The organism is Streptomyces sp. NPDC001502, assembly GCF_042894785.1.
GTDB lineage: Bacteria > Actinomycetota > Actinomycetes > Streptomycetales > Streptomycetaceae > Streptomyces > Streptomyces kutzneri.
In genome coordinates this window covers 83,045-107,699 of sequence record NZ_JBIAVW010000003.1, presented here as the reverse complement: position 1 = coordinate 107,699, position 24,655 = coordinate 83,045, and the positions used below count along the sequence as shown (strand labels likewise).

General features: G+C 74.1%; 24 protein-coding genes. 9 read left to right on the top strand and 15 right to left on the bottom strand.

Annotation, left to right across the window (positions count from 1 at the left end; genetic code table 11):
- Positions 1-44: 44 nt before the first annotated feature.
- Positions 45-557 (top strand): hypothetical protein, encoded by a 513-nt coding sequence (locus tag ACFY0D_RS05385; RefSeq protein WP_390797079.1) that lies wholly within the window; start codon positions 45-47, stop codon positions 555-557.
- Positions 558-582: 25 nt separating this feature from the next.
- Here the strand turns inward: ACFY0D_RS05385 and ACFY0D_RS05380 are convergent, their stop codons facing one another.
- Positions 583-1,518, bottom strand: a complete 936-nt coding sequence (locus ACFY0D_RS05380; RefSeq protein WP_390797078.1) for a LysR family transcriptional regulator — start codon at positions 1,516-1,518, stop codon at positions 583-585.
- Positions 1,519-1,645: 127 nt separating this feature from the next.
- Between ACFY0D_RS05380 and ACFY0D_RS05375 the strand changes: the two genes are divergently transcribed.
- Together ACFY0D_RS05375 and ACFY0D_RS05370 are read left to right on the top strand one after the other, a co-directional pair.
- Positions 1,646-2,899 carry an MFS transporter gene (locus tag ACFY0D_RS05375; RefSeq protein WP_390797077.1) on the top strand — a complete coding sequence of 418 codons (1,254 nt, stop codon included), beginning with the start codon at positions 1,646-1,648 and terminating at the stop codon, positions 2,897-2,899.
- Between the two features lie 33 nt (positions 2,900-2,932).
- Entirely contained in the window at positions 2,933-3,769 is an 837-nt protein-coding gene (locus ACFY0D_RS05370; protein WP_390797076.1) for an arylamine N-acetyltransferase, read from the top strand.
- 54 nt (positions 3,770-3,823) lie between these two features.
- On the opposite strand, the gene ACFY0D_RS05365 is transcribed toward ACFY0D_RS05370, so the two are convergent.
- The 3 genes from ACFY0D_RS05365 to nadE all read right to left on the bottom strand — a co-directional run bounded on the left by ACFY0D_RS05365 (position 3,824) and on the right by nadE (position 6,829).
- Positions 3,824-4,585: a GNAT family N-acetyltransferase gene (locus ACFY0D_RS05365; protein ID WP_390797075.1), complete on the bottom strand. Its 762-nt coding sequence runs from the start codon at positions 4,583-4,585 to the stop codon at positions 3,824-3,826.
- 59 nt (positions 4,586-4,644) lie between these two features.
- Positions 4,645-5,868 carry a PP2C family protein-serine/threonine phosphatase gene (locus tag ACFY0D_RS05360; protein ID WP_390797074.1) on the bottom strand — a complete coding sequence of 408 codons (1,224 nt, stop codon included), beginning with the start codon at positions 5,866-5,868 and terminating at the stop codon, positions 4,645-4,647.
- Between the two features lie 130 nt (positions 5,869-5,998).
- Entirely contained in the window at positions 5,999-6,829 is an 831-nt protein-coding gene (gene nadE, locus ACFY0D_RS05355) for an ammonia-dependent NAD(+) synthetase (RefSeq protein ID WP_390797073.1), read from the bottom strand.
- 146 nt (positions 6,830-6,975) lie between these two features.
- Between nadE and ACFY0D_RS05350 the strand changes: the two genes are divergently transcribed.
- Positions 6,976-11,811, top strand: a complete 4,836-nt coding sequence (locus ACFY0D_RS05350) for a hypothetical protein (RefSeq protein ID WP_390797072.1) — start codon at positions 6,976-6,978, stop codon at positions 11,809-11,811.
- Between the two features lie 64 nt (positions 11,812-11,875).
- Positions 11,876-12,625 (top strand): SAM-dependent methyltransferase, encoded by a 750-nt coding sequence (locus tag ACFY0D_RS05345; protein WP_390797071.1) that lies wholly within the window; start codon positions 11,876-11,878, stop codon positions 12,623-12,625.
- A gap of 130 nt (positions 12,626-12,755) precedes the next feature.
- Here ACFY0D_RS05345 and ACFY0D_RS05340 read toward each other — a convergent pair whose 3' ends face one another.
- Positions 12,756-13,169: a nuclear transport factor 2 family protein gene (locus ACFY0D_RS05340; RefSeq protein ID WP_390797070.1), complete on the bottom strand. Its 414-nt coding sequence runs from the start codon at positions 13,167-13,169 to the stop codon at positions 12,756-12,758.
- Positions 13,170-13,255: 86 nt separating this feature from the next.
- Here ACFY0D_RS05340 and ACFY0D_RS05335 point away from each other — a divergent pair, with 86 nt between their 5' ends.
- The 3 genes from ACFY0D_RS05335 to ACFY0D_RS05325 all read left to right on the top strand — a co-directional run bounded on the left by ACFY0D_RS05335 (position 13,256) and on the right by ACFY0D_RS05325 (position 15,149).
- Positions 13,256-13,822, top strand: a complete 567-nt coding sequence (locus ACFY0D_RS05335; RefSeq protein WP_390797069.1) for a PadR family transcriptional regulator — start codon at positions 13,256-13,258, stop codon at positions 13,820-13,822.
- A complete protein-coding gene (locus ACFY0D_RS05330; RefSeq protein WP_390797068.1) occupies positions 13,809-14,588 on the top strand; it encodes an SGNH/GDSL hydrolase family protein in 780 nt (259 codons plus the stop codon). The genes ACFY0D_RS05335 and ACFY0D_RS05330 overlap by 14 nt, the downstream gene beginning before the upstream one ends.
- A gap of 78 nt (positions 14,589-14,666) precedes the next feature.
- Entirely contained in the window at positions 14,667-15,149 is a 483-nt protein-coding gene (locus ACFY0D_RS05325) for a hypothetical protein (protein WP_390797067.1), read from the top strand.
- A gap of 75 nt (positions 15,150-15,224) precedes the next feature.
- On the opposite strand, the gene ACFY0D_RS05320 is transcribed toward ACFY0D_RS05325, so the two are convergent.
- The 9 genes from ACFY0D_RS05320 to ACFY0D_RS05280 form a co-directional block, all read right to left on the bottom strand.
- Complete coding sequence (locus ACFY0D_RS05320; RefSeq protein ID WP_390797066.1) at positions 15,225-15,812, bottom strand: GNAT family N-acetyltransferase; 588 nt, start codon at positions 15,810-15,812, stop codon at positions 15,225-15,227.
- 66 nt (positions 15,813-15,878) lie between these two features.
- On the bottom strand, positions 15,879-17,291 hold the full coding sequence (locus ACFY0D_RS05315; RefSeq protein WP_390797065.1) for an ATP-binding protein: 1,413 nt from the start codon (positions 17,289-17,291) through the stop codon (positions 15,879-15,881).
- A complete protein-coding gene (locus ACFY0D_RS05310) occupies positions 17,288-18,019 on the bottom strand; it encodes a response regulator transcription factor (RefSeq protein ID WP_301373850.1) in 732 nt (243 codons plus the stop codon). Before ACFY0D_RS05310 ends, ACFY0D_RS05315 begins: the two co-directional genes overlap by 4 nt.
- 34 nt (positions 18,020-18,053) lie before the next feature.
- The gene (locus tag ACFY0D_RS05305) at positions 18,054-18,641 is read right to left on the bottom strand and encodes a hypothetical protein (RefSeq protein ID WP_390797064.1); all 588 of its coding nucleotides are present in this window, start codon (positions 18,639-18,641) and stop codon (positions 18,054-18,056) included.
- Positions 18,642-18,717: 76 nt separating this feature from the next.
- Entirely contained in the window at positions 18,718-19,494 is a 777-nt protein-coding gene (locus ACFY0D_RS05300; RefSeq protein ID WP_301373847.1) for a cytochrome c biogenesis CcdA family protein, read from the bottom strand.
- On the bottom strand, positions 19,491-20,138 hold the full coding sequence (locus ACFY0D_RS05295; protein ID WP_390797063.1) for a TlpA disulfide reductase family protein: 648 nt from the start codon (positions 20,136-20,138) through the stop codon (positions 19,491-19,493). Before ACFY0D_RS05295 ends, ACFY0D_RS05300 begins: the two co-directional genes overlap by 4 nt.
- Positions 20,135-20,896, bottom strand: a complete 762-nt coding sequence (locus ACFY0D_RS05290; protein ID WP_390797062.1) for a thioredoxin family protein — start codon at positions 20,894-20,896, stop codon at positions 20,135-20,137. Before ACFY0D_RS05290 ends, ACFY0D_RS05295 begins: the two co-directional genes overlap by 4 nt.
- A gap of 256 nt (positions 20,897-21,152) precedes the next feature.
- On the bottom strand, positions 21,153-21,719 hold the full coding sequence (locus tag ACFY0D_RS05285; RefSeq protein WP_390797061.1) for a hypothetical protein: 567 nt from the start codon (positions 21,717-21,719) through the stop codon (positions 21,153-21,155).
- Between the two features lie 189 nt (positions 21,720-21,908).
- The gene (locus ACFY0D_RS05280) at positions 21,909-22,793 is read right to left on the bottom strand and encodes a CAP domain-containing protein (RefSeq protein ID WP_390797060.1); all 885 of its coding nucleotides are present in this window, start codon (positions 22,791-22,793) and stop codon (positions 21,909-21,911) included.
- Between the two features lie 398 nt (positions 22,794-23,191).
- Between ACFY0D_RS05280 and ACFY0D_RS05275 the strand changes: the two genes are divergently transcribed.
- The gene (locus ACFY0D_RS05275; protein ID WP_390797059.1) at positions 23,192-23,902 is read left to right on the top strand and encodes a hypothetical protein; all 711 of its coding nucleotides are present in this window, start codon (positions 23,192-23,194) and stop codon (positions 23,900-23,902) included.
- Here the strand turns inward: ACFY0D_RS05275 and ACFY0D_RS05270 are convergent.
- The gene (locus ACFY0D_RS05270; protein WP_390797058.1) at positions 23,862-24,500 is read right to left on the bottom strand and encodes a GNAT family N-acetyltransferase; all 639 of its coding nucleotides are present in this window, start codon (positions 24,498-24,500) and stop codon (positions 23,862-23,864) included. The two genes, ACFY0D_RS05275 and ACFY0D_RS05270, sit on opposite strands and share 41 nt — an antisense overlap.
- Positions 24,501-24,655 lie beyond the last annotated feature (155 nt).

Here is a 24,655-nt window from a genome sequence, read left to right as displayed (position 1 = left end):
ACCCCACGCACGCCCCACCCCACCCACCGAAGCGACGCACCCCTGTGAACGAGACAGACCCGGCACCCATCGACGACACCCACTTCGGCGCGATCACCGTGCGCCAGGACGGCCAGGACCGCGTTGAGGTCGACGGCGAGGCGATCCCCCGTGTGAGCCTGGAGCGCGACCCGGCGAGCGAGGCGGACCCGCAGACAGCCATCGGCACCCGCGACCCGGCGCACCTCACGATGCGGGTCGACGGCGCGGTGGTCCGGCTGCTGCCGGCGAAGGGCCGCCTGAGCAGGCACTCGTACCGGGTGGACGTGACGTACGACGGAGCGGACTACCGCCTGGTCCCGGACTCCGTCGCCACCAGTCGGCTGACCCGCGACGGCGTGCACCTGGGCGACTTCTCCTCGGACGGCGACGAGACGGTCATCGCCGAATGGCGGGAGGACCGCGAGATCCGGCCGGCGGACGCGGCGATCGGGTACGCCCTGGCCTCGGCGTTCGGCACGGGCGCCCAGCCCATGTGGATGATGATCGTCGACGGCGTGACCAGCGCACTCCCCTGAGGATCGCCGCGCGGGCGGGGGTGGTTCAGCGCGGAATCACCCAGCCCGGTACCCAGGTCCCGGCGGCGGCGTGGCCGGCCGCCGTGGCGGCCAGGTGGGCGCGGAGGGTGACCAGGGCCGGGTGGGGGTTGTCGCGGTGCCACAGGAGCGAGTGCGGGTAGACGGGCGTCGGATCGGTCACCGGGATGCGGCGCAGGCCGTGGCCGGCGGGCCAGATCAGGCGGGTGTGCTCGCCCATGAAGGTGGCCAGGGCCGGGCTGTCGGCGATGGTGTCGAGGAGCGCGTCGGAGCCGAAGTTGGGGCCGGTCGCCTCGATCGTGAGCCCGAACTCCGCGACGAGGTCGTCGTAGTAGGCGCCCCACTCGGTACCGGGGACGATGCCGGGCATCCAGATCCGGTGCCCGGCGAGCTGAGCGACGGTCACCGTCCGGGCGCCCGCCAGCGCGTGGGCCGGGCCGGTGAGGAGCTGGAGCGGCTCGTCGAGCACCCGGACGGACTCGATGTCCTCGGGAAGGGGCCGGCCGGGCGCGGCGACGGCGCGGAAGGACGCGTCGATCGCACCGGACCGGATCGCGGCGACGGCCGTCTCGATCTCGAAAAGCATCACCACGTCGAGGTCGATCTCCGGGTACGCGCGGTGGAAGCCGCGCATCAGGCCGGCCTGGGCGCCGCGCGAAGCGATCACGTCGACGCGTAGCGGACGGCGACCGGGGCGCACGGACGTGACCGCGCGCTCGGCAACGCGCAGCAGCTCCCGCGCATGGGGCAGGAACGCCTGCCCGTCGATGGTGAGCTCGGCGCCACGGGGCGCGCGGGTGAACAGCCGCACGCCGAGGCTGCGCTCCAGGGCGGCGATGCGCTTGGAGACGGCCTGCTGGGTGACCGACAGGTCGGCAGCGGCTTTCTGGAACTGGCCCGCTTCCGTGACGACGACGAAGGTGCGTACTGCTTCGAGATCCACGCCGATCCACCTTAGTGAACAACGAATGGTTGTGGACAACCGGGCGTGCGGTTGTTTGACCTGCGGTTGTGCTGCTCGGTTGGCTCCCACGGGTCAACGTCGGTTTGTTCGGGTGGGAGCGCTGGGCATGGTGGGCAGGAGACCGTCGGGCCGGCAGTTCGGCCTGCTGTGGACGGCGTATGCGGTGAGCGCCTACGGGTCCGGGCTGGGGTTCGGCGCATTGCCGCTGATCGCCGTGCTGGCGTTGCACGCCGGTCCCGCCGAGGTGTCCGCGCTGTCCGCGGTGGGGCCCGCGATGGGCGCGCTGATCGCTCTGCCGCTCGCGCCGTGGGTGGAGTTCCGGCGCAAGCGTCCGGTCATGATCGCGATGGACCTGACGCGGTTCGCGGTCCTGGCGACGATCCCCGTCGCCTACTTCTCCGGGCGGCTCGGCTTCGTCCAGCTGCTGGTGGTCGCGGCCGTGATCGCCGCCGCCAAGATCGCCTTCAACGCGGCCGGTGGCGCCTACCTCAAGGCCCTCGTCCGGCCGGACGGCCTGCTCGTGGCCAACGCGCGGTTCGAGTCCACGAACTGGAGCTCGATCGCGGTCGGGCCGCCGCTGGGCGGGGCGGCGATCGGCCTGTTCGGGCCGGTCACCACCGTGGTGGCCGACGCGGTCAGCTACCTGGTCTCCGCGCTGTGCCTCACCGCGATGCGCGGCCGGGAAGAAGCACCGCAGCCCGGCGGCAGGAGCACCGCCCGGGCCGGCGCACTGCTCGACGGCTGGCGCCACATCATGGGCCGTCCGGATCTGCGGGCGCTCTACCTCAACAACATGCTCGTGTCCGGTCTGATCATGGCCACCGAGCCGCTGCTGGCCGTACTCCTGCTGCGCCAACTCGGATTCCCGCCCTGGCAGTACGCCCTCGCCTTCGCCGCTCCCTGCGTCGGCGGACTCATCGGCTCGCGGCTGGCCCGCCGTGTCGTGGCCCGCCACGGCCGGCACCGGGTCCTGCGGACCGTCGGCACCCTGCGCGCCGTCTGGCTGATCGGCCTGGTCTTCGTCCGGCCCGGCGTCGTCGGCCTCGTCACCGTGATGGCCGTCGAGCTGGCGATCATCGTCAACATGAGCCTGTACACGCCGGTGCTCGCCACCTACCGGCTCGAACACACCCCCGGGCATCTCGTCGCCCGCACCCTGACGGCCTGGTCGATCGGCCAGCAGGCGTCCATCGCCGTCCTCACCGCGCTCGCCGGGCTGCTCGCCGACGTCACCGGCCCACGCACCGCTCTCGCGGTCGCGGGCCTGCTCATCCTGGCCACCCCGCTCCTGCTTCCCACAGCCACCCATGACGCACCCCGACACGCCGCCGAGGGCGGCCGGCCGCAGGTGGACCGGTGAAGGGGTGGACCTACGGCCTAGGTCCAAACGCGTATGGCGGGGGCGGGGGCGGGTTGCGAGACTGCCGGGATGGAAGAGCTTCCCGTGACACGTGTTGACGCCTACCTGCGGCGGATCGGGGCGGCGCGGCCCGGGTCGGCGAGTGCGGCGGCCCTGCGCGACCTGCACCTGCGGCATCTGCGGACCGTCCCCTTCGAGAGCCTGTCCATCCATCTGGGACAGGAGATCGTGCTGGAGGGGGAGGCACTGCTCGACAAACTGCTGCGGGGCGGCCGCGGCGGGTTCTGTTACGAGCTGAACGGTGCGTTCGCGCTGCTGCTGCGGTCCCTGGGCTACCGGGTGGAGATGCTGCAGGCCCGGGTGCACTCGGCCGACGGCGGGCAGGGCGTTCCCTACGACCACCTGGCGCTGCGCGTGGAGTGCGAGGACGGCCGCCCGTGGCTGGTGGACGTGGGCTTCGGCGACCACAGCCACTTCCCGCTGGCCTTCGACGAGCGCGGCGAGCAGACCGACCCGGGCGGGGTGTTCCGGATCGTGCCGGCCGGTGGCCCGGAGGGGGACCTCGACGTCCTTCAGGACGGCGTGCCCCGGTACCGGATGGAGACGCGCCCCCGGGTCCTGTCCGACTTCGTGACCGGCGCCTGGTGGCACAGCACCTCGCCCGCGTCCGGTTTCACCCGCAAGCCGGTGTGCTCGGTGCTGACGGAGTCCGGCCGGACCACCCTCAGCGACCGCGTGCTGACGGTCACGGCGGACGGGACACGCACCGAGCGGACCCTGGCCGACGACGCCGAGGTCCTGGCGGCCTACCGCACCCACTTCGGCATCGACCTGCCCCGCGTCCCGGTCCCCCTCCACCCCCGCCCCTGACGGCCGGGCGGGCGGCGCGCAGTGCGTCGGGAGGGGCGTACGGTGCCTGACGCGTCAGCCGCGTTCGAAGGCGTGCGAGCGGCCGATGACGGCGAAGCCGCGGCGCTCGTACCAGTGGCGCGGCCAGTCCATCGCATCGGCGGTCAGGAAGCGGAAGTCGCTGCCGTGGGCGGCCGCCGCGTGCAGGGCGCCCGCCAGGACGGCGTCGGCGTAGCCGTGCCCGAGGTGGGACTCCGAGGTGATCAGGTCCTCGATCTGGGCCGTTCCGGTCGCCCGGTCGACGTAGAGGTCGGCCCATGAGGCGACCTCGCCCGCCTCGGTGCGGGCACCGATGAAGCGGACGACGTCCGCCCCGCGCCGACGGGCCTCGCGCCGGTCGACGAGCTGGCGCAGGACCTCGTCGTCGGCGTCCGGGAGGAATCCCCGCCAGCGCCGGGTCAGCGGAACGCGCAGCCCGTCGAGGTCCACCTCCCGCGCGGGTCCGGCGTCCGGCACCGGGCCCGTGTGCAGCATGACCAGGTAGGTGGAGTGGGTGTATCCGGCCCGGATCAGCGGCTCCGCGCACGCCGTGCCGGTGTCGTCGTCGAGTACGGAGACCAGCCGGTGCGGCAGATGCCCCAGGGCTTCCTCCGCGAGGGCGGGCAGCGCCTCGGGATCGACGTCCGCGTCGATGACGACCTGGTTGTTCGCGCGGGACTGCGCGTACGCGTCGTCGTACACGGCGAACCCTCCGGGAACGGCGGCGGTGCGCGCGGCCTGGCGGCGGGCGAAGTCCGACAGGAAGGCGTTGACGCGCTGGAGTGCTGGGCTCGGCATGGGCCGAGCCTATGCAGCCGGGGCCGTGGACGCCTTCGATTTACCCTGGCGGGCGGCCGTCACAGGCGCAGGATGACGAGCGCGGTGTCGTCGGTGATGCCGCCCGCGGGGATGAGCTCGGCCAGCAGTGCGTCGGCGAGGGTCTCGGGGTCGGCGGTGCGGTGGCGTGCGAGGGCGTCGGCGAGCCTGCCGAGGCCGACGTCGATGTCCTCGCGGCGGCGTTCGATGAGCCCGTCGGTGTAGAGGACGAGGGTGGAGCCTTCGGCGAAGGCGAGCCGGTCCTCGGGGCGGCGGGCGTGTTCGGGCCGGGCGCCGAGCGGAGGATCGGTGGCCCGGTCGAGGAAGGTGACCGTGCCGTCGGGGTGGCAGAGCAGGGGCGGGGGGTGGCCGGCACTGCTGTAGGTGAGGGTGCTGCTGTTCCAGTCGATGAAGACGGACACGGCGGTGGTGGACTCGGCGCCGTCGATGGAGCGGGCGTACAGGCCGAGGACCTCCAGGGCCTGGGCCGGGCCCTCGGCGACGTGGGACGCGGCCGACAGGGCGCTGCGCAGCTGGCCCATGACGCCGGCCGCCCGGAGTCCGTGGCCGACGACGTCACCGACGGCCACGGCGGTGCGGCCGGGCCGGTCGACGAGGTCGTACCAGTCGCCGCACACGTTCAGGGCCACGGTGGCGGGCCGGTAGCGGACGGCGGCCCGGTGGTGGCCGAGCGGGCGCGGCGCGGGCAGCAGGGTCTCCTGGAGGTGGAGGGCCACCTCGCGCTCGTGGGCGTGGGCCCGGCGCAGGCGCTCGTTGACCTCCTGGAGCTCCCGGCCGCGGGTGTAGATCTCGGCTTCCAGCACCTGGGCGCGGTCGCCGCCGCTGCGCGCGCCGGCCCGGATGAGCTCGGTGACCTCTTCCACGCGGTGCAGGAGCAGCGCGACGGCGCCGTCGGGGGCGAGGACGGGCACGTTGACGGGGCTCCAGTAGCGCTCGTGCCAGACCCCGGACCGGTCGGGGTACTCGACGTCGTAGCGCTGGACGGCCATGCTGTCGGGCTCCCCGGTGGCCGCGACCCGTTCCAGGGAGGCGCGCAGGTTGCGCATGCCGTTCGCCGCCGGATCGTTGGGGTTGTCGGGGAAGACGTCGAAGAGGTAGCGGTCGATGATCTGCTCGCGGGTGCGGCCGGACGTCTCCAGGAACGACTCGTTGACGTCCAGGTACACCAGGTCAGGGGTCAGCAGGGCGACCGCGCCCGGAAGGGCGTGGAAGACCGCGTGATAGTCGATCCCTGAACCGTCCACATCCACCTGTCCGCGCGCCACCGCCGGGCCATGAGGTCACTTCCACGATAGGTGCGACCGTGCGGAGCGGGTCCGTCGTCGCCCCGGCATTGAGCCGTTCGGCTCAATGCCGGGGCCGGCGCGGGGCTGCTCAGGGGGCGATCGGCAGCTGTCGCTTGTGCTCGGTGAGGCGGTAGCGGGCGACTATGGCCGCGAAGGCGGGCCCCTCGACGGGCTTGCCCTCCAGGAGATCGTCGATGTCGTCGTAGGTGACGCCGAGCGCGTCCTCGTCGGGCTTGCCCGGGTCGAGCGTCTCCAGGTCCGCGGTCGGGGTCTTGTGCACCAGCTCGGCGGGCGCGCCCAGCTCTTCCGCGAGGGCGCGGACGCGGCGCTTGGTGAGGCCGGTGAGCGGGACGACGTCGGCCGCGCCGTCGCCGAACTTGGTGAAGAAGCCGGAGACCGCCTCGGCGGCGTGGTCGGTGCCGACGACGAGGCCGTCGTGCGCGCCCGCCACCGTGTACTGGGCGATCATGCGCTGCCGGGCCTTGACGTTGCCGTGCACGAAGTCCTGGTGGCGCGCGTCGCGGAAGACCGTGCCGCCTGCCAGCGCCGCTTCCAGGGCGGCGTCGCTCGCGGGCTTCACGTCCACGGTCAAGGCCCGGTCCGCCCGGATGAAGTCCAGCGCCAGCTGCGCGTCCTTCTCGTCGGCCTGGGTTCCGTAGGGCAGTCGCATCGCGAAGAACGTCGCCTCGTGCCCGGCGGCGCGCACCCGCTCGACGGCGAGCTGGCACAGTCGGCCCGCGGTCGTGGAGTCCACGCCGCCGCTGATGCCCAGGACCAGTGCCCGCAGGCCCGTGGAAGTCAGCCGCTCGGCGAGGAAGGCCACTCGGCGCTCGATCTCCTGCCGTACGTCGAAGGACGCGCTCACCTGGAGATCGCGGGCGATCTCCTGCTGCAGGGATATGGACGCCAGGTCGGTCACGGTTGCTCCTCGCTCGGGCCCGTGCGCGGGTCGGCACGCGCCGCCCGGCCGGGGTCACAGTCACGTGTACGGGACGGAAGCACTCTAGAGGAAGGCCGGGAGGCCGTGGCCCGGTGGTGTCAGTGGCCCGTGCGACGATGCGAAGCATGATCGTCTCGCTCGATGGCCTGTTGCCCTCCTCCCGTCCGCACGCCTCGACCACGTACGCCGACTGGGTCGACGCCCACGACCCGGGTGCGGCCGGGATCGCGCGGGACCTGATCGAGGACATGTACACCGAGCTCGGCCGGTCCCGGGAGAAGCCCGGCCGGTTCGTCGACACGATGACGGCGCGGGCGCGGCGGCTGCCGCCGGCGCACCTGCCGTGGTTCTGGGACACGGTGGGCCATCGCCTGATCGGGTACGGGAGCCGCGCGGGCGGGCGGGCCTACGCGGCTGCGCGCGCGGCCGAGGCCGAGCACGGGCTGCCGGTGGATCCCGCCTACCGCCGGGCCAACGCCCTGCTGTTCGCGGCGGGCGGAGCCATGCCGGCCAAGGAGTTCGGTGCCCATCAGCGCTTCCTCGCCGAGACGCTCGATCCGGCGGCGGCGCACACGGCCCTGGAGGCTTTCCTGACCGCGTGGGCGGGATCGCGGGCGGACCTGCCGGCGGATCTGGTGCGCCGGGTACGGGCGTCGGCCAGGGCGGCCGGGCACGGGGACGGCGAAGCCGCGCGGATGGTGGGCGCGATCCTGTCGGTCACCCGCGGGAAATCGGTGCCCGAAGCGCTGCTGGGCGCCGCTGAGCCGGTCCTGACGGCCCATCCGCCGACGGACGCCGTCATGGCCGGACTGGTCGAGGTCTTTCCGGCCGGGGTCACCGACGGCGGGGCCTGGCTGCGGATGCTGATCGGCTGTGGCGCGACGGAGGCGATGGCGGCCGGGCGGGTGGTGCCGGAAGGCGGGCTGCCGCACTGGGTCGGACAGTTCGTCCGCATGTACCAGTACGCGCTGCAGTCCGGCGGCGGGGTCTCCCGGCAGCCGCTGCCGGCGGAATTCCTCGACCTGGTCGGCCGCTTGGGGCCGCGGCTGCGGGCTGCGGGCACCCCGGTCGCGGTGCACACCACCCGGTACCACCACCAGGGCTTCGACGCGGACGTGCTGGACGCCTGTCTGGCGGCCGGGGCCGCGGTGGTCGACCCGGGCGCGGAGGTCCGGATGCGGTTCTGGGGGGAGCGGTCCCGGCGGGACCTCGTCGCGCTGGCCGCGGACCCGGTGTTCGGACCGCGGCTGGAGGGGACGGTCCATGCCGGTCTGCTCCCCGACCACTGGGCCGCGCGCGGGCGCCGCACCGGGTCCGCGGTGACACTGCTGCCGGACAACGAGGGCATCGCCCACGAGGTGGCCGGCCGGGTCGGCAAGCTCGTCGGCACGGTCGGGGGCGGCGGCATGGCGGGGGCCGAGGAGGCCGTGGCCGAGCTGGAGACCCTGCTGGACCGGCCGACGGTGACGGCCCTCGGCGGGATCGCCGACGCCCTCGCCGGGGCGGGCGCGGCGGGCACGCTGCGGCGCTCGCTGGCGGCCGGTCTGCCGGAGGAACTGGCCTGGCCGGCCCTGGAGTCGGTGTACGCGGGGTTCGCGGAGCCCGCCCCGCCCGCCAGGTCCGCGACGGGCGGGACGGACGGGACGGGCGCGGCGGCCGGCTCCGGTGGGGCGGCGGACGCGGCACTGCCGGGCGTGGCCGGGGTGACCTGCACCTGGCCGGTACTGACGGTCTTCGGGCGCGACCGGGCGGTCGCCGTCGCCCCGGACGGGGAGCGGGGCTCCTGCCGGTTCACGGTTCCCGAGGACGCGACCCTGTTCGCCGTGCACTACGTGGGCGGCTCCTTCCTGGTGAGCTGGACCCTCAAGCCGAACCCGTACTACTGCGACACCGCCGTCTGGGCCGACCGGCCCGAGGAGCCGTTCGAGCCCGCGGAGGTGGGCGGGCTCGTGCCGTTCGGCGGCAGCCTGGACGGGGCGTACGGCTTCCAGTTCGAGTCCGCCGACGGGGGCGGGCGCCACAGCGGCCTGCGCGTGCTGCGTCCGGGTGGCACCGACGGCATCGACAGCGAGGAACTGCTGCTCGGCGACGGCTCGCGGATCTGGACCAACAGGATCTACGGGAAGCAGCCGTGGGAGGTGGTGGACCCGGCCACCGGAGAGCGGCGGGGGCCCGTGCCGCTGCCGGACTTCCCCGGCCGCGCACCGAGCGCCGATCCCGCCGCGGAGCCGTCCGAGGTCGGGATGAGCCTGGACTCGGAGGCGCTGCAGCTGGCGAAGCTGCCCGCCGGGCTGTCCGGCTCCCCGCTGGGCAGCCGGGACGGTCTGGTCGGGACCCGGGTGCTGTTCCGTACCCGGCACCGCGACCACGCGCCCGACCACTACCTGGTGGAGAGCGTGGACGGCCGGACGGCGCGCTTCGACATCGACCGGCCGGGGCAGGAGCCGTGGGGGCTGTGGGCCGCGCCGGAGGGCGCGGTGGAGGACGTGGTCCTGGCCGAGGCGCAGACCCGTACGGGCGTGCGCGCGTACACCGCCGACGGGGTCCTGCTGTGGGAGCTGGACGGGCACCGCTCGCCCAAGCATCCGCGGGTGCGGCCGGCCCGGCAGGTCACCGTGTCGGCGGGCGTGGCCCTGCCGCCCGCCTTCTGGTACCTGCTGCGCACGCGGGACGCGGCCGGGTCCCGGGCGCTGCGGAGTGTCGGCCGGGAGACGGCGCAGACGCTGCTGGCGGCCGCCCTCACCGGCGAGGAGGCGCTGCGCGCCGCCGTGGCCCGGGAGTTGCCGGAGGTCACCGACCCGGTACTGGTCGAGGCGGTCGTGATGGTGGCCGGGCGGGCCGCCCGGGTGGAGCGGCGACGTCGGGCCCTGCACCGGCGCGTGTGCCTGCTCGCCGAGGCCCCGCCGGTCGTGCTGCGCCGGTCCGCGCGGGACACCGAGCTGCTGCCCGCGCTGTTCGGGCTGGTCTCGAACGGGGAGGACGACGCGCGTCGGCGGACCCGGGAGGTGGCCCTGCCGGCGACGCTGAACGCGCTGGCCGCCGACGGCGCCTGCCTGGCCGGGACGATCGGGGAGGAGGTGCGGCGGCTCTCGCCGCCCGCGCCGCCGCACGACTGGTCGCAACTGCTGGGCTCGATCGACGCCGTGGCGTGGCGGGCGGCGGTGGCACCGACCCCGGACGCGGACCGGACCGCCCTGCTCGCACTGCTCGACACCTGGGCCGACCAGCCGTTCACCCGTGCGGGCAGCCGGTGGTGGGTGGGCCGGACGTCCGACTCCGCGGCCCTGGACGGGCTGCGGGCGGGCGGGACCGCCGTGGCGTCCGCCGGGCTGCGGGCCGGCGGCCCGGCGTGCTGGTTCGTGGCGCCCGCCGCCGGGGACCCGGACGGCGACCCGGTACCGGCGACCCTCGCACAGGCCCGCCCGGTACGGGTGCGGCGGGACGACGCCGCCCGGCTCCGGGCCCTGGTGGCGGCGGTCGAGGCGCACGGGCCGGTCCCGGTGCCCGAGTCGGCGGCCGCACGCTTCGCGGAACTGACCGGTGTCCGGCGGGCCGTGGCCCGGCTCGTGGTGGCCGGTCTGGTCGGCCGGGCCCACCGGGACGAGGACCGCGCCCTGGCGTGCAAGGCCCCGTACCGGGCGACCGTGATGACGGCCGGGGCGTACGAGGAACTGCGCGCGCGGCTCGGCGCCGCCGGACAGCGGGCCGTCCTGGCCGCGGCCCTGCCCGAGGACCCGGCCGAGCTGTGGCGGCCGGGCGGGGTCGACGGGGCCGTGGAGCGGATGGCCGGCGTGTGGCGGGAGCTGATCGGGGCGCTGCCCGACGTGCACGACGAGGCGGCGGACGCCCTGGAGACCGACCTGGGGCTCGGCGAGGCGTGGGCCCGGCGCCTGGCGGGCGGCTGGGAGACCGCCACGGACACGATCGTGAACCCGGCCGTGGAGGCGGCCCTGGAGGCGGTCGTGGAGGCGGTCGGCTGGGAGCTGGCGGCGACCCGGTACGGCATCGGGGTGGAGGTCAGGGCCGTGCCCCCGGCCGGGCCCGAACTGCCCTGCCGCACCCCGGTGGGCCTCGACCTCCACGGCATGGCGAGCGCGCTGGTGTGGGCGTGGACGGACCGGCCCGTCGGGGATCCGGCGGTGGCCGGCGCGATGGACGTGTACGAGCGGCTGCGGGCCGAACTGGCCCGTCCGGAGCTGCTGCTGGCGCTGCCCGGCGGCCGGGTCCAGGACACCTCGGCGCGGATCGCGGAACGGTTCGGGCCCGGGCTGCTGCCGGTGGCGATGGACGACCGCAAGGAGGAGGGCCCGGTCCCGGTGACCGCGTACGACTACGGCCCCCTGGTGGTGTGCGCGCCCGGCGGCGCCGCGTTCCTGCGCCCCGCCGCGGTCGCCGACCCCGAGGTGTGGCGGCGGGTCCGCGAGGTCACCGACCTCGCGGAGGAGTTGGACCGGGTGGCGCCGATGGTGGCCGGTGGCGGGCTGGAGCGGATGATGCTGCGGGCCCGCTCCGGAGCGGTGCCGGCCGGTGCGTACGAGGCGGATCCGCGGCAGTCCTGCCCGGAGCTGGTCACGCGGGCGGCGGGTGAGCTCGGCGTCGGCGCGGACGCGGCGGCGCTGTACCTCCAGGTGGCGGCGCTGGCCGCCCCCACCGACCGGAACGTACGGCGGTGGAACGGCTGGACCGCCAAGCGGCACAAGGAGGTCCAGGCGGAACTCCTCACCACCGGCGCGGTCATGGAGGCCAAGCGGGCGCGGGCGGGCCGGACCGTGTTCCTGCCCGGTGAATGGACCGAGCTGAAGGCCCCGAACCTGCCGCTGGAGACGGTGAAGCTGGCGACCCACGGGGTGCGCCCGCTGTGGAGCAACTCGGTCCGCTCCCCCTTCGGCCGGGTGCTGCCGACGGCGCCCCTGCACGAGATGTTCGCGCAGGCCTGGGAGCGGAGGTCCGCCGGTCGCTGAAAGATGTTCGGCACCCGGACGCAAATGGGGTGCGCGCGGGCTCCGGCGTTGACAAGCTGCCCCGGTGAATCATGAACAGATCTCCAGGATCGCCCACGCCGACCACCCGATAAAGGCCCCGCTCGACGACGCATCGGTGCGCCGGCTGCTGGAACACGGCGCACCGCGCGACGGCGAGCGGGTGCTCGACCTGGGGTGCGGTACCGCGGAATGGATTCTGCGCGCCCTGGCCACGCACCCCCGTCTGCACGCCGTGGGGGTGGACACCTCCGAGGAGTCCGTGGCGCAGGCCCGCCGGTCGGCGGACCTGCTCGGCGTCCGGGAACGTCTCGTCGTGCACCAGCGGAAGGCCGCGGACTTCGTCTCCGACCAGCCCTTCGACCTGGTGCTCAGCGTCGGGGCCACCCACGCCTTCGGCGGTCTGCTGCCGACCCTCGCGGCGGCCCGGGAGCACCTGGCTCCCGGCGGCCGTGTGCTGCTCGGTGAGAGCTTCTGGGACCGCGCGCCCTCCCCGGAGGCCGTCGAGATCTTCGGCGAACTCCACGACCTCGCGACCACCGTGGACCTCGTCGTCGCCGACGGATGGGCTCCCGTGCACGCCCATGTCAGCACACGCGCGGAGCTGGACGGCTACGAGTGGTCCTGCCTGGGCTCGCTGGCCTCGTGGGCACTCGACCACCCTGACGATCCGGACGCCGCCGAGGTGCTGCGGACCGCCCACGCACGACGTGCGCAATGGCTGCGGGGCTACCGGGACAGCTTCGGCTTCGTCACCCTGGTCCTGCGTCCGGTCTCCGGCCCACACCTGCCGTAGCAACACCGTCCTGGTGTGACGACGAGGAGGGCGGGCGACGGCGGCCGTCCGCACTCCCGCACCGGCGTCCACACGACCCGCGCCGGAAGCAGCGCTGCCCGACCGCCTGCGCGGCCGCCGTCCCGACCGCCTACGCGAGGCCGTCGGCGACCAGGCCGGCGAGGACCGCCTGCCCCAGGGCCTGCACGGCGGACTGCGGGCGGACCATCACGGTGAACTCCTTGATCCGGCCCGCCTCGTCGAAGTGGAGCAGGTCGATCCCGTGGATCTCCCGGCCGTCCACCGCGGCCCGGAAGAGCAGGACCTCCGCCGGGGCCTCCGCGCCGTCGGCGCTGGTCTCGGCCGCGCCCTCGAAGTCGCCGACGTAGCGGAAGTCCTCGAAGACGCGCATCAGGACCCCGAAGAGTCCAAGGACCATGGGCCGGCCCTCGAAGGGCGTGAACTTCACCGGGCTGTAGAAGCGGACGTCCTCGGTGAACAGGTCCTCCAGCCCGCTGAGATCCCGCTTCTCCACGGCGGTGCGGAAGCGTTCGGCAGTCTCCATGACCCCTCCTCATACTCATGAATCTGACTAGTCACTTTCATGAGTATGATGCAGGGGTTGGCGAGGAAGGGGAAGGGGCGACCGCGATGGCTTTGCGACATGCCGTACTGGCGGCGCTGCTGGACGGCGAGTTCAGCGGCTACGAACTGGCGAAGTCCTTCGACATCGGCGTGGCGAACTTCTGGCACGCCCTGCCCCAGCAGCTGTACGCCGAGCTGGCCAAGCTGGAGAACGAAGGGCTGGTCGAGGGCCGCGAGGTGGTCCAGGAGACCCGGCCCAACAAGCGCCTCTTCCAGGTCACCGAGGCCGGCCGCACCGAACTGGAGGAGTTCGCCGCGGCCCCGCTGAAGTCCTCCGTCATCCGTGACGACCTCCTCGTCAAGGTCCAGACCGCCGACCGGATCGGCATCGAACCGGTGATCGCGCAGCTCGAAGCCCGCGCGGTGGCCGCCGACGCCAAGATCGAGCTGCTCGGCAGGGTGCTGCGCAAGATGCGCGGCGACCTGGACGAGGAGGATTTCCTGCTCCACGGCGAACGGATCGGCGGGTACCTGACCGGTCTGCGCGGCCTCGCCTTCGAGCAGGGACACCGCGACTGGTGCCGCCGGAGCGCGGCGATCCTGAAGGAGAGGCTGTCCCGTGCCGAACGGTGAGTACCTGCGCTACGTCGCCCTGGGCGACAGTCAGACCGAAGGCCTCGGCGACGGGGACGACGCCGTGGGCCTGCGCGGCTTCGCCGACCGCTTCGCCGAACACCTCACGGCCGTCAACCCCGGCCTCCAGTACGCCAACCTGGCCGTCCGGGGACGTCTCGCCGGGCAGGTCCGGGCCGAGCAGCTGGGCCCCGCCCTGGCCCTGCGCCCCGACCTGGCCACCGTCGTCGCCGGGGTCAACGACATCCTCCGGCCCCGCTTCGACGCCGCGGAGGTCGCCGGGCACCTGGAGGAGATGTTCGCCGCGCTCACGGCCGCCGGCGCCCGCGTGGCGACGGTGACCTTCCCCGACCTCAGCGTGCTCGTGCCCCTCGCCCGGCCCGTCGCACCGCGCATAGCCGACCTCAACGACCGCATCCGCGCCGCGGCCGACCGCCACGGCGTCGCCGTCGCCGACACCGCGCGGCCGGTCGCCGTGACCGACCCGCGGATGTGGACCACGGACCGCCTCCACGCCAGCTCCGTCGGCCACGAGAGGATCGCCGCGGCCCTCGCGCACGCCGTCGGCCTGCCCGGCAGCGACGACACCTGGACGCACCCGCTGCCACCGCGGCCGGCCGCCCCGGGCGGCTCGTCCGTGGCGGCCGAACTCCGCTGGGCGGCCGCCTTCCTCGGCCCCTGGCTGGGCCGCCGCCTGCGCGGCCGCTCCTCCGGCGACGGCCGCACCGCGAAGCGCCCCGCACTGCTGCCGCTGGCCGCGGACTAGGTTCGGTGCTGGCGATCATCATGCAAGCAACCCCGGTGCTGTTCCGGCCCGGGTCCATGGGAGAGGCGGATGGGACAAGTGAGCAGTGACCTGCGGCGCGCGGCGGTGACGGCGCTCGTCGAACTCGGGCGGAGTGACCACTGGAGTGACCGGGCGGATGCCGGTGCCGGCCTGGCGGGATTCGCCGAGATGCCGGAGGCACGCGGACCCCTGCTGGAGCTCGTGCTCGACGCGGGCGACACCTTCGTGACCCGGCGCACCGCACAGTGCCTGCTCCGGCGCAAGGACAGGGCGGGGCTGTCGATCGTCGCGTCCGCGCTGGCGGTGGCTAACCCGAATCGCGGCGACTACATCCACATCGCGGTCATCGACGTGTTCAGCATCTTCTCCGCGGACCTGGACGAGGCGCTACGGCTCTGCGAAGAGCTGGCGCAGGACGGCGACGATCGCACCGCCCGGGGGGCCCGTCAGCTGCACGAGGCCCTGGCGGAGATCGATCCCGTCCTTCGCCTCGTACAGGAGCCGCGGCCCGGGCAGGGCGCTGCCGGTGGGGTGCCGTAGTGCCGGAGGCGTGATCTCCGGGCCGACGTGCCGGGCCGCCGGCCGCGCCCCCCGCGGTGGCTGCCCGTCGCAGGATCAGACATCGCCCCGGACCAGGGCGTGCAGGTGCTGGTCGTGCCATCCGTCCGCGTGCAGCAGTGCACCGCGCATGGTGCCTTCGAAGGAGTATCCGGCCTGGTCCGCCACGCGGCACGATGCCGGGTTCGCCACCGAGTGGCACAACCGCAGACGGTGCAGGCCGAGATCGTCCAGTGCCCAACGGCTGACCCGCCGTGTCGCCTCGACCGCGACGCCCCCACCACGTGCCGCGGGCAGCAGCCAGTAGACGATCTCGGCACTGCCGCCCTGCAGGTCGACGTCGTTCCAGCCGATCAGGCCCATGGCCTCGCCGCCCGGCCGGGCGACGGCCCAGATCGCCGCGATTTCGGCCTGCCACCGCCGACGCATGCGCTCGATCCTCTGACGCGCCTCCTGCGGGGAGTTCACCGGCAGGCGGTTCCAGAGGTGAACGGCCCGGTCCTGGCCGGCGGCGTACAAGGCCTCGGCGTCATCCGGCTGCCAGGGGCGCAGCTCCCACCCGCCGGGCAGCGTGAGTACGGGCTGTTCGGAGCGGGCCATACGGCCTGCGGGAACGACATGCGGTATCGGCGAGCTGAAGATCATCGCGGCATCCTGCCACAGCCGGTGCGGCTCGTCCCCTCACCATCGTCCCGGCGGACCCGTGCGCGGTCACCGCTTGCGCGGCCACCATCGCGCACGCCTGCGCGAGCCGCGCGGCCCGCGCTCGGGCCGCAGGGGCGGTGCCAGGGCGAAGACCACGGTGATGTGCGCGCCTCCCTGCGGGCCGTGCCCGATCCGCATCGTGCCGCCGGTGACGGCCGCGGCCCTGCGGGCGATGTCGAGGCCGAGCCCGGAGGAGCCCGTGCTGCTCCCGCGGGAGAGGGCCCGCTCCGGTTCCGGGATGCCCGGTCCGGAGTCCTCCACCACCAGTTCCACGGCCTGGGCGGTACGGGCGACGCGGACCCCGAACGCGGTGCCGGGCGGGGTGTGGCTGAAGACATTGCCGATGAGCGCGTCCACCACCGCGGCGACATCGTCGTCGCTGAGGCTGACGGCCGTGGGCTCCTGGGTGAGGTCGAGGGAGCAGGGGCGGTTCTGCTGCTCCGCCAGGACCGCCCAGAAGGCGGTCCTGCGCCGCACGACATCGGCGGCCTCGCACCGGGGGCACTCGGACGACGGCCCCGTCCCGGTCGCCTGCCGGCCCGTGCTCGTTTCCGCGCTGCGCATGCCGTGGCCCATCGGGCCCACGGCGAGCGGTGTCCTCGCCGCGGTGATGATGGCCTGGAGTTCCGACTCCAGCGCGTGCACCGCCGCCTCGACCCTCGCCGACTCCGGTGTGCCGGCCATCCGCTCCGATGCCAGGTGCAGGGCGGTCAGCGGGGTGCGCAGCCGGTGGGACAGGTCGGCGACCAGTTCGCGCTCGATGGCGAGCAGTTCCGTCATGCGGTGGGCCATGGCGTTGAAGGCGACGCCGGCGTCGCGCAGTTCCTTGGGGCCCATGGGCTCCACCCGGGTGTCCAGATTGCCCTGACCGAGGGTGTGCGAGGCCTGGGCGAGCTTCTTGGAGGACCGGACGACCTTGGCTCCGAGCCGGTCGGCGACCAGCACCGAGCCGCCGACCAGGCCGACCGCGAGGAGGAGCATGACCGCCCAGGAGGCCTTGACCCCACGGGTCAGTTCCTCGTCGGGGACGAAGTTCTCGATGACGGCGACCCGGTCACCGGGGAGCACCACAGGCTGCAGGCAGATCCATCCGCCGGGAGTCTTCTGGGAGATGGACTCGCGTCCCTGCTGGGCCCGTTCGAGCAGTTTCACGGGGGCCTGGGAGTCGCCGAGGCTCTGGGCGTCGGGGAGATGGATGACGAGGTGCTCGGCCGCGTCGAGTCCGGCGGCGGATTCCCGCAGCGCGGACGGATCCGTGGTGAGGGTGAGGACGGGTGCGAGGGCTGCGGCGCGCTGCTCGGCCGCGGTGACGCTCTGCTCCTTGACCAGTGACATCACCAGTGCGCCCAGGGGTATGAGGAAGGAGAGGGCGACCATGGACGTCACGGCGAGCGCGACTCCCGCCAGTGAGCGTCTCACCGCGGGGCCACCAGTTTGATGCCGACGCCGCGGACCGTCAGCAGGTAGCGCGGGGCCGCCGCGCGTTCGCCGAGTTTGCGGCGCAGCGACGACAGGTGCACGTCGACGGTCTGGTCGTCGACGTACGGCTCGCGCCAGACCTCGGTCAGCAGCCGGCGTTTGGAGACGACCTGGCCGGTGTGGTGGGCGAGGAAGGCCAGCAGGTCGAACTCCCGCCGGGTGAGGTGGAGCTCCCGGCCGGCCAGGTACGCGGTACGCGCCCCGGGGTCCACCGCCAGCTCGCCCACGGTGGTGGCGCCCAGGGGGTCGGCGGCCGGAGCCGGCCGTGCCCCCGGCCCGGCATGGGCGGCGCCGGCGGGGGGCACGTGGCTGGTGCGCCGCAGGACGGCGGAGAGGCGGGCTATGAGCTGTCCTCCGGAGAAGGGCTTGACCAGGTAGTCGTCGGCGCCGGCGTTGAGGAGCTTGATGATTTCGGTCTCGTCGTCGCGGGCGGTGGCCACCAGGACGGGGACGGAGGATATGCCCCGGATCATGCGCAGTGCGTCTCCCCCGTCCAGATCGGGCAGGCCGAGGTCGAGGACGACGGCGTCGACGGGAGTCTGGGTGACCTCGCGCAGGGCGCCGAATCCGTCGCCCACGCTGCGTACGGCATACCCGTGCTCCGCCAGGACCTCGATGAGTGACTGGCGGATGCTGGGGTCGTCTTCCACGACCAGGACGCTGGGCATGGGCACACCTTAGGGGTTCGGTCCAAGACGCTCCCTAGTGGGCGGCGAACGTCGGGGTGCCGTCGGTGAGGCTCAGGTGTACGGGGTGGTCGGCGACCGGAATGGTGCAGCCCTCCTTCGCGCTGCAGCTCGCGTAGCCGAGCAGCACCGTCGCCTCCCCGTCGCCTTCGGCGCGGATGGGCAGGGTGGTGGTCACGGGGCCGTCCGGGTAGACGGGCATCGGGGCGTCGACGCCGGGCACGCTGATGTTCCGTACGTCGGCCGTGGCCGTCAGCTTCCCGTCGGCCTTGAGGACCCCGGTGACGTCCACCGCGGTCGGCCGTCCCACGCCTTCCACGCCGGTGAGCGGCAGTTCGGTGCTGTACAGGTGGAAGCCCTTCTTCTCGGGGGTGAAGACGGCGGTCAGCGTGCCCTTCGGCGCGTGCCAGTCGGCCACCGAGAGGGTGACGGTGACTCCGTTCTCGGTGAAGCTGGTCGTGGTGGGCGGCGGCGCGGCGGCGGCCGCGGCGCCGGCGGCGTCCTTGGCGGACTGGTCGCCGCAGGCCGTGAGCGCGGCCAGGGAGAGGAGGGCGACCGCGGTCCGGGCCGTCCGGGTACGCCTCTTCAGCGGGGAAACGTTCATCTGGGTGTCCGTGCCTCTTGTGTCGGGAAAACGAATCGGTTCTCGGGTCTTCGGGGCGGGCCCGCAGGGGACCCGCTCACACGGCGGTGGTGAAGTCCGCGCTCCACAACTGCAGCCGGTACACCAGGTCGTTCCACACCCCGGTGGCCAGCAGGACGCCGACGAGCACGAGCATCCCGCCGCCGATCCGCAGGACCCAGGGGTAGTGGCGTTTGACCAGGCCGAAGGCGCCCAGGGCCCGCCGGAAGGCCAGCGCCGCCAGGACGAACGGCAGCCCCAGGCCGAGACAGTACGCCGCCATCAGCAGCGCCCCGCGGGCCGCGCTGGCCTCGCTCCAGGCCAGTGCCTGTACGGCGGCCAGCGTCGGGCCGATGCACGGGGTCCAGCCGACCGCGAACACCGCGCCCAGCACCGGGGCTCCGGCCAGCCCGAGGGCGGGACGCCGGTGGCTGCGGAACTCCCGTTGGGTGAATCCCGGCAGGAACCCCATGAAGGACAGCCCCATCAGCACGGTGAAGACACCGAGCACCTGGGTCACCACCTCCTGGTGGGCCAGCAGGGTGCGGCCGAAGTACCCGAACAACGCGCCCCCGGAGACGAGGACCGCCGTGAAACCGAGGACGAAGAGCAACGCACCGGCGGCCATGCGGCTGCGGCGCCCGCCGCGGGCCTCCGCCAGGTCGGACACCGACAGGCTGGTCACATAGCTCAGGTAGCCCGGTACGAGCGGCAGCACGCACGGCGAGAGGAAGGAGACGAGCCCCGCGAGGAACGCCACCGGGGCGGCGACGGCCAGGGTCCCGTGGAGCAGGGAGGGGGTGTCCGCGGCGGCGAGCGCCAGGCCCGCCGTCATGACGCCTCCTCCGTCACGCGCGCGAGCAGCGGGCTCAGTTCGTCCCCGGTGACCGCGCCGCCGATGCTGACGGCGATGCGTCCGCGGCGGTCGATCACGAGGGTCGACGGGATCGCCTGCGGGTTGAGGAGGGCGGGGGGAAAGCGGAGCAGGAGCTCGCCGGTGGGGTCGTGGAGGCTGGGGAAGCCGAGGCCGTGCGCGCGTACGAAGGACCGGGCCGCGGCGCGGTCCGGGTCGCGGGTGTTGATCCCGAGGAACCGGACGCCCCGGTCCCGGGTCTGCCGGTCGATGCGCGCCAGGTCGTCGGCCTCCGCCCGGCAGGGGCCGCACCAGGACCCCCAGACGTTGAGCACGACGACCTGCCCACGGAAGCCGTCGAGGGCGACCGGCTTCCCGTCGAGGTCGTCGCCCGCCAGCGCGGGCGCGGCGGGCCGGTCGGCGGGGTCGATGACCGTGGCCTCGGCCGCGGTGGCGACCACGGCCCTGACCGCGGTCGCCGGTCCGGCCGCCGCCTCCGCGCGGCTGCCGTCGGCGGCGACCGTGCCGACCGCGGCGAAGACACAGCCGGCCGCGGCCGCCACGAGGGCGGCTGCGGCCAGGGCCGCGGTGCGCACCTGGACCCGGCGGGGGTCCGCTGGTCTCACGAGGCCCACTTGCGCAGGAAGGCGTTGATCCCCTCCGCCGTGAGGGAGGGGTTGCCCGTGGCGTGGGTGTCGGTGCGCACCTTGCCGGACGAGTTGACGACGATGAGTACGGGCATCGTGTAGGTGCCGCCCGAGGGGCTGTACTTGCGCAGGAGCGCGGAGTTGGCGGAGCTGTTGCCGCCGATGTCGATCTTGACCAGGTGGTACGAGGCTCCGAGGATCGCCGCCGTCTGCGGCTCGGCGAACACCTTGTCGGCGGCCTTGCAGTTGCCGCACCAGTTGGCCCCGAAGTCGAGCAGCACCATCCTCCCGTCGGCCTTGGCCGCTGCCAGTGCGGCGTCGATCTGCTTCTGCGCGTCGGCCGAGCTGTCGTAGCCGGGGCCGGGGACCCGGGCCGGGGCGGGCGCGGCGGACGTACGGGCCGGCTTGGGGGCGGCCGAACCGCTCTGGGTCCGGGAGGGGGTCGGCGAGGAGGAGGCCTGCGCGGTGGCGGACGACGACGGCGAGGCCGAAGCGCTCGGGGAGGCCTCGGTGGACGCGGAGGCCGACGGCGTGGAGGCGGCGAGGACCTGCGTGGAGGGTCCGGCGGCGGTGGGCGAGGCGGAGCCGGTGGTCTCGGAGGAAGGCCCGCAGGCGGCGCACAGACCCGCCGCGACGACGGCCGCGGCGGCGAGCGGCAGCCGGACACCCAGGGGAGCGGCGGAGCGGGGCCGCGCGGCGTGGCCGGCACGGACGGGTCGGAGTATGCGAGAAGTCATGGCGAAGACACCCCAAGGCGCGCTGAGAACTACGGGAAGGGCGAGAAGCCTCCCGACTCGGTGAAGCCGGCGGACCCGCGGTTCGCCGGGGCGGTGTGCCCGGGCGCCGGGGGCCGGTCGGCTGACGTGAGCATAGGACCGCGGCGGGCCCTGCGAACCGCCTGAGCGGGATCTTGAGGTTCCCCTAAGGAACAGCTCACCTTCCGCTTCACCGGGACCCGTTCGACGAGCGCGTACGGGGAGGTGGATCCGGCTCTCAGAAGGACGTCTCGCGGACGCTGGCCTTGGCCATCGGGTCGATCGTCGCGGTGATGACCGACCGGTGGTCCGAGCTGCTGAACGTGACCGTCAGGGTGTCGTCGTCGGTCTGTGCCGTGGTGGCCTTGAAGCCGCGGCTCGGGACCGCGGAGATCAGACACACGCCGCGGCTCCCGTACCGCACCGTGACCTTGCCGCCCTGCGAGGGGACGGTGTGCAGGCCCGGTCCGCCGTTCTGGCAGTCGACGCCGGGTTTGGGCGCGGTGGTGCGGGCGGCCGGCGAGGGCTTCGCGGGCGGGGAGGAGGGAGCCGCGGGGGTCGGAGCCTCGGTCACGGTGGGCGAGGGGCTCGGGGACGCGGAGGCGGTCGGGGACGGCGGGCCCGGCGACGGCTCCTGCACCGCCGGCCACGCCGGCGGCGAGCCGAAGACCATGGGGGCGGACCGGGCCACCGGGGGCGTATGGCGGGTGGAGCCGACCACGAACTGGACCGTGGCGAGCACGGCCGTCACGCTGGTGGCCGTGCACGACAGCCATATGAACAGGTAGCGCGGAAATCGAGGCACGGCCCCATAGTGGCCGACGGGCCGGGCGGCGCGTCACCGGCTCCCCCGCATCGGCGCGACGGAGCGCCGCCGCCCGGCGGTGCCGCGGGCACGCACACGGACGTCCTCCGACCCGCGTACGGGCCGGAGGACGTGTGCGCCCCGGCAGCCGGTGGGAGGTGGCCGGTGTGCGGGGCGGGGGAAAGGTTCCTACTTGGACGTCCCGAAGTCCTGTGTCCACCACGGGCCGCCGTCGCCCTTGTGGACGCCTATGCCGATCTCCTTGAAGGAGCAGTTGAGGATGTTGGCCCGGTGGCCGGAGCTGTTCATCCACGCCTTCATGACCGCGTCGGCGTCCGACTGGCCGCGGGCTATGTTCTCGCCGAGGCGGGACCACGCGTAGCCGGCGGCCTCCACGCGGCTGGTCATGGTGGAGCCGTCGGGTCCGGTGTGGGACATGACGCCGCTGCGGGCCATGGTGTCGCTGTACGCGCGGGCCGCGGCGCTGAGCTTGGCGTTCACGGTCAGGGGGCCGCAGCCGGCCGTGGCCCGCTCCTTGTTGACCAGGGCGAGGACCGCGGATTCCGAGTCGCCGGAGGAGCTGCCGGAACCGCCGGAGGAGCCGCCTGACGAGCCGCCGGACCCGCCGGACGTACCCGACCCGCCGGACGTGCCGGAGCCGCCGCCGGTGCTCCCGCCTGACGTACGCGGGGGCTTGCCGGCCGGGGTGGACTTGGCCGGGCCGTCCTCTTCCGCCGCGGGCTTGGCCGCAGCTGCGGACTCCGTGCCTTCGGGCGTCGGCGTCCCGGGCGGCAGCGAGCCCGTGGCCGCCGCGGCATCGGCGGTGACCTCGGGAAGCGGAGCGGTGGGGCTCGCCGCCGCGGCCGTGTCCGCCGGGGTCGGCGTCCCGGACTTCGCCCCGGTGGCGCCGTCGGCCCGCTGGTCCACCTGCGTACCGCCGCCGGAATCGGCAACGGCGACGCCGACCGCCACCGCCGCGGCGGCCGCGGTGAGGGACAGGACGATGCGCGTGCGCATCGCCTTCTTCCGCCGCGCCTCGACGCGGGACGGCGTTGCGGGAGTTCGGCTGCTCATGCCTGTAGCACCTCACAGAGGGAAAGGGGGGTGGGGTGCGACCGAGCCTAGGGTTGCGATCAGTGAAATCCGCGCGCTGGAGGGGTTCTTCAACTTCCCTTAAGGAAGCCCGCAGGGTCGGTTCAGGGGACGAGCCGGGGTATCCCCGGCCATTGGGTCGAAACGGACCCGCCGAAGCCTCGCCGAAGCCCCGGCGAACACCGGCGCACCCTCACCGCACATGGTCGAGGCCGACGCGGCGAGCCCGGCGTTCCGGGCGGGACCGGCGGAGGTCATCCGGCTCGCCGCCGACCCCCTGGCCTGACCGCGCACCCTCGCGGCTCCGCCGCGGGCGGGCGGGCGCGCCGCGGTGGCGTGTGATCATGTCCGTCGACAGATCCGCACCTCATGGGGGGACCATGCGCACCCGCACCACCACCGCCACGACCGGTCTCGTGACCGCGCTCGCCGCGCTGCTCGTCCTCGCCGGCTGTACGGCGCCGGGAGACAGCCGGCCCGCGGCGTCGAGCTCCGTGGCCTCCGTGCCCGCGCAGAGCGGCGGCGGGTCCGGCTTCGAGGGACCCCGGCCGCAGGACCAGAACCTGCTGGCGTGGACCGGGGATCCCAATGACGCGGGGCACGTCACCGCCCAGACGTCGGCCGGGGTCGGCGGTCGGGTCACCCTGGTACGGATCGTCCTGCGCGAGCAGATCACCTGGTCGAACGTCTGGCTGGGCCTGGCCGGCATCGACCCGAACGCCCAGCTCGCCAACTGCCATCTCGGCGTGTACGACGCCAAGGGCGCCCTCGTCGGGGCCACCCCGGACATCTCCCCCCAGCTGATGACCGACGCGATCGCCAAGCCGTTCGCCCTCGGCAAGCCGTTCACCGCAGCCCCCGGGACCTACTTCATCGCGCTGCTGCTCAACGGCACTTGGGCGACCAACGGCCTCACCCTGAAGTCCACGGGCGCCGGCATCTCGGTCAACGCGGGTCTGACGCCGCCGAACCTCCGGTACAGCACCCTGCTGACCGGTCAGACCTCGCTGCCGCCCACCGTGAACCTCGCCGAGCAGTCCACGAGCACCATCAACACCGGCTGGGCCAGCCAGTGGTACGCGATCTCCTGACCCGCGGGGTGCCCACGCTCACGCCCGGGTGACCGCACCCTCCGGGACGGCGGGGCAGCGGGCGGTGCCGGCCGCCTCGTGCCGGTACCAGGCGGAGTCGACGACCCTGCCGTCGGGAAGCGTGTGCAGGGCGGGACCGTCGTCCGGGACGAACCCCGCGGCGCTCAGGGCCCCCCGGCAGCGGTGGGTTGGAGGTCTCGGTACCGGCCCGCACCGACTCCAGGCCCAGGTGCTCGTGGCCGAACCGGGCGGTCGCCGCGACGAGTTCGGTGCCCAGACCCCGGCCGCGGAAGGCCGGGGCGAGCCAGATGCCGATGACCCCGTCGCCGTTCGGGGTGAGCGAACTCATCCCGGCCACCAGGCCCGTGGCCGGGTCGACGGCGAGCAGCCGCTGCTCCTCGGCGGGGCCGGGGAGCACCACCGGCCGTATCAGCTCCCGTCGGACGGCTTCGGGGAAGGCCCGCAGCCGCTCGGCACGGTTGCCGTCGTGGGTGCCGAGGAGATGCGTGGCGGTCTCGGGGGTGACGATCGAGTCGGGGATCCAACCGAACCAGCGCTGTGCGTCGGCGTCGGCTCCGGCCGCCGCGCCCCTCTCCACGTCCAGGATGTCGCGGGGGGTGCAGGACCAGCCGCGCGGTCCGCAGGGCGTGGCGGCCGTCGCCGCACCGGATGGGCGCGGACTGCGGGCGGCGCGGTTCCAGGCCCCAGATCGTCGGTCTCCTCACGCGGGAACTGCATGCGGCCCCCGCGCGC

Excerpts from the sequence above, each read along its gene's own strand:
- ACFY0D_RS05375 (WP_390797077.1), top strand. The coding sequence starts at position 1,646 with ATGGTGGGCAGGAGACCGTCGGGCCGGCAGTTCGGCCTGCTGTGGACG.
- ACFY0D_RS05370 (WP_390797076.1), top strand. The coding sequence starts at position 2,933 with ATGGCGGGGGCGGGGGCGGGTTGCGAGACTGCCGGGATGGAAGAGCTT.
- ACFY0D_RS05365 (WP_390797075.1), bottom strand. The coding sequence starts at position 4,585 with ATGCCGAGCCCAGCACTCCAGCGCGTCAACGCCTTCCTGTCGGACTTC.
- ACFY0D_RS05350 (WP_390797072.1), top strand. The coding sequence starts at position 6,976 with ATGATCGTCTCGCTCGATGGCCTGTTGCCCTCCTCCCGTCCGCACGCC.
- ACFY0D_RS05340 (WP_390797070.1), bottom strand. The coding sequence starts at position 13,169 with ATGGAGACTGCCGAACGCTTCCGCACCGCCGTGGAGAAGCGGGATCTC.
- ACFY0D_RS05335 (WP_390797069.1), top strand. The coding sequence starts at position 13,256 with ATGGCTTTGCGACATGCCGTACTGGCGGCGCTGCTGGACGGCGAGTTC.
- ACFY0D_RS05320 (WP_390797066.1), bottom strand. The coding sequence starts at position 15,812 with ATGATCTTCAGCTCGCCGATACCGCATGTCGTTCCCGCAGGCCGTATG.
- ACFY0D_RS05310 (WP_301373850.1), bottom strand. The coding sequence starts at position 18,019 with ATGCCCAGCGTCCTGGTCGTGGAAGACGACCCCAGCATCCGCCAGTCA.
- ACFY0D_RS05305 (WP_390797064.1), bottom strand. The coding sequence starts at position 18,641 with ATGAACGTTTCCCCGCTGAAGAGGCGTACCCGGACGGCCCGGACCGCG.
- ACFY0D_RS05300 (WP_301373847.1), bottom strand. The coding sequence starts at position 19,494 with ATGACGGCGGGCCTGGCGCTCGCCGCCGCGGACACCCCCTCCCTGCTC.
- ACFY0D_RS05290 (WP_390797062.1), bottom strand. The coding sequence starts at position 20,896 with ATGACTTCTCGCATACTCCGACCCGTCCGTGCCGGCCACGCCGCGCGG.
- ACFY0D_RS05280 (WP_390797060.1), bottom strand. The coding sequence starts at position 22,793 with ATGAGCAGCCGAACTCCCGCAACGCCGTCCCGCGTCGAGGCGCGGCGG.
- ACFY0D_RS05275 (WP_390797059.1), top strand. The coding sequence starts at position 23,192 with ATGCGCACCCGCACCACCACCGCCACGACCGGTCTCGTGACCGCGCTC.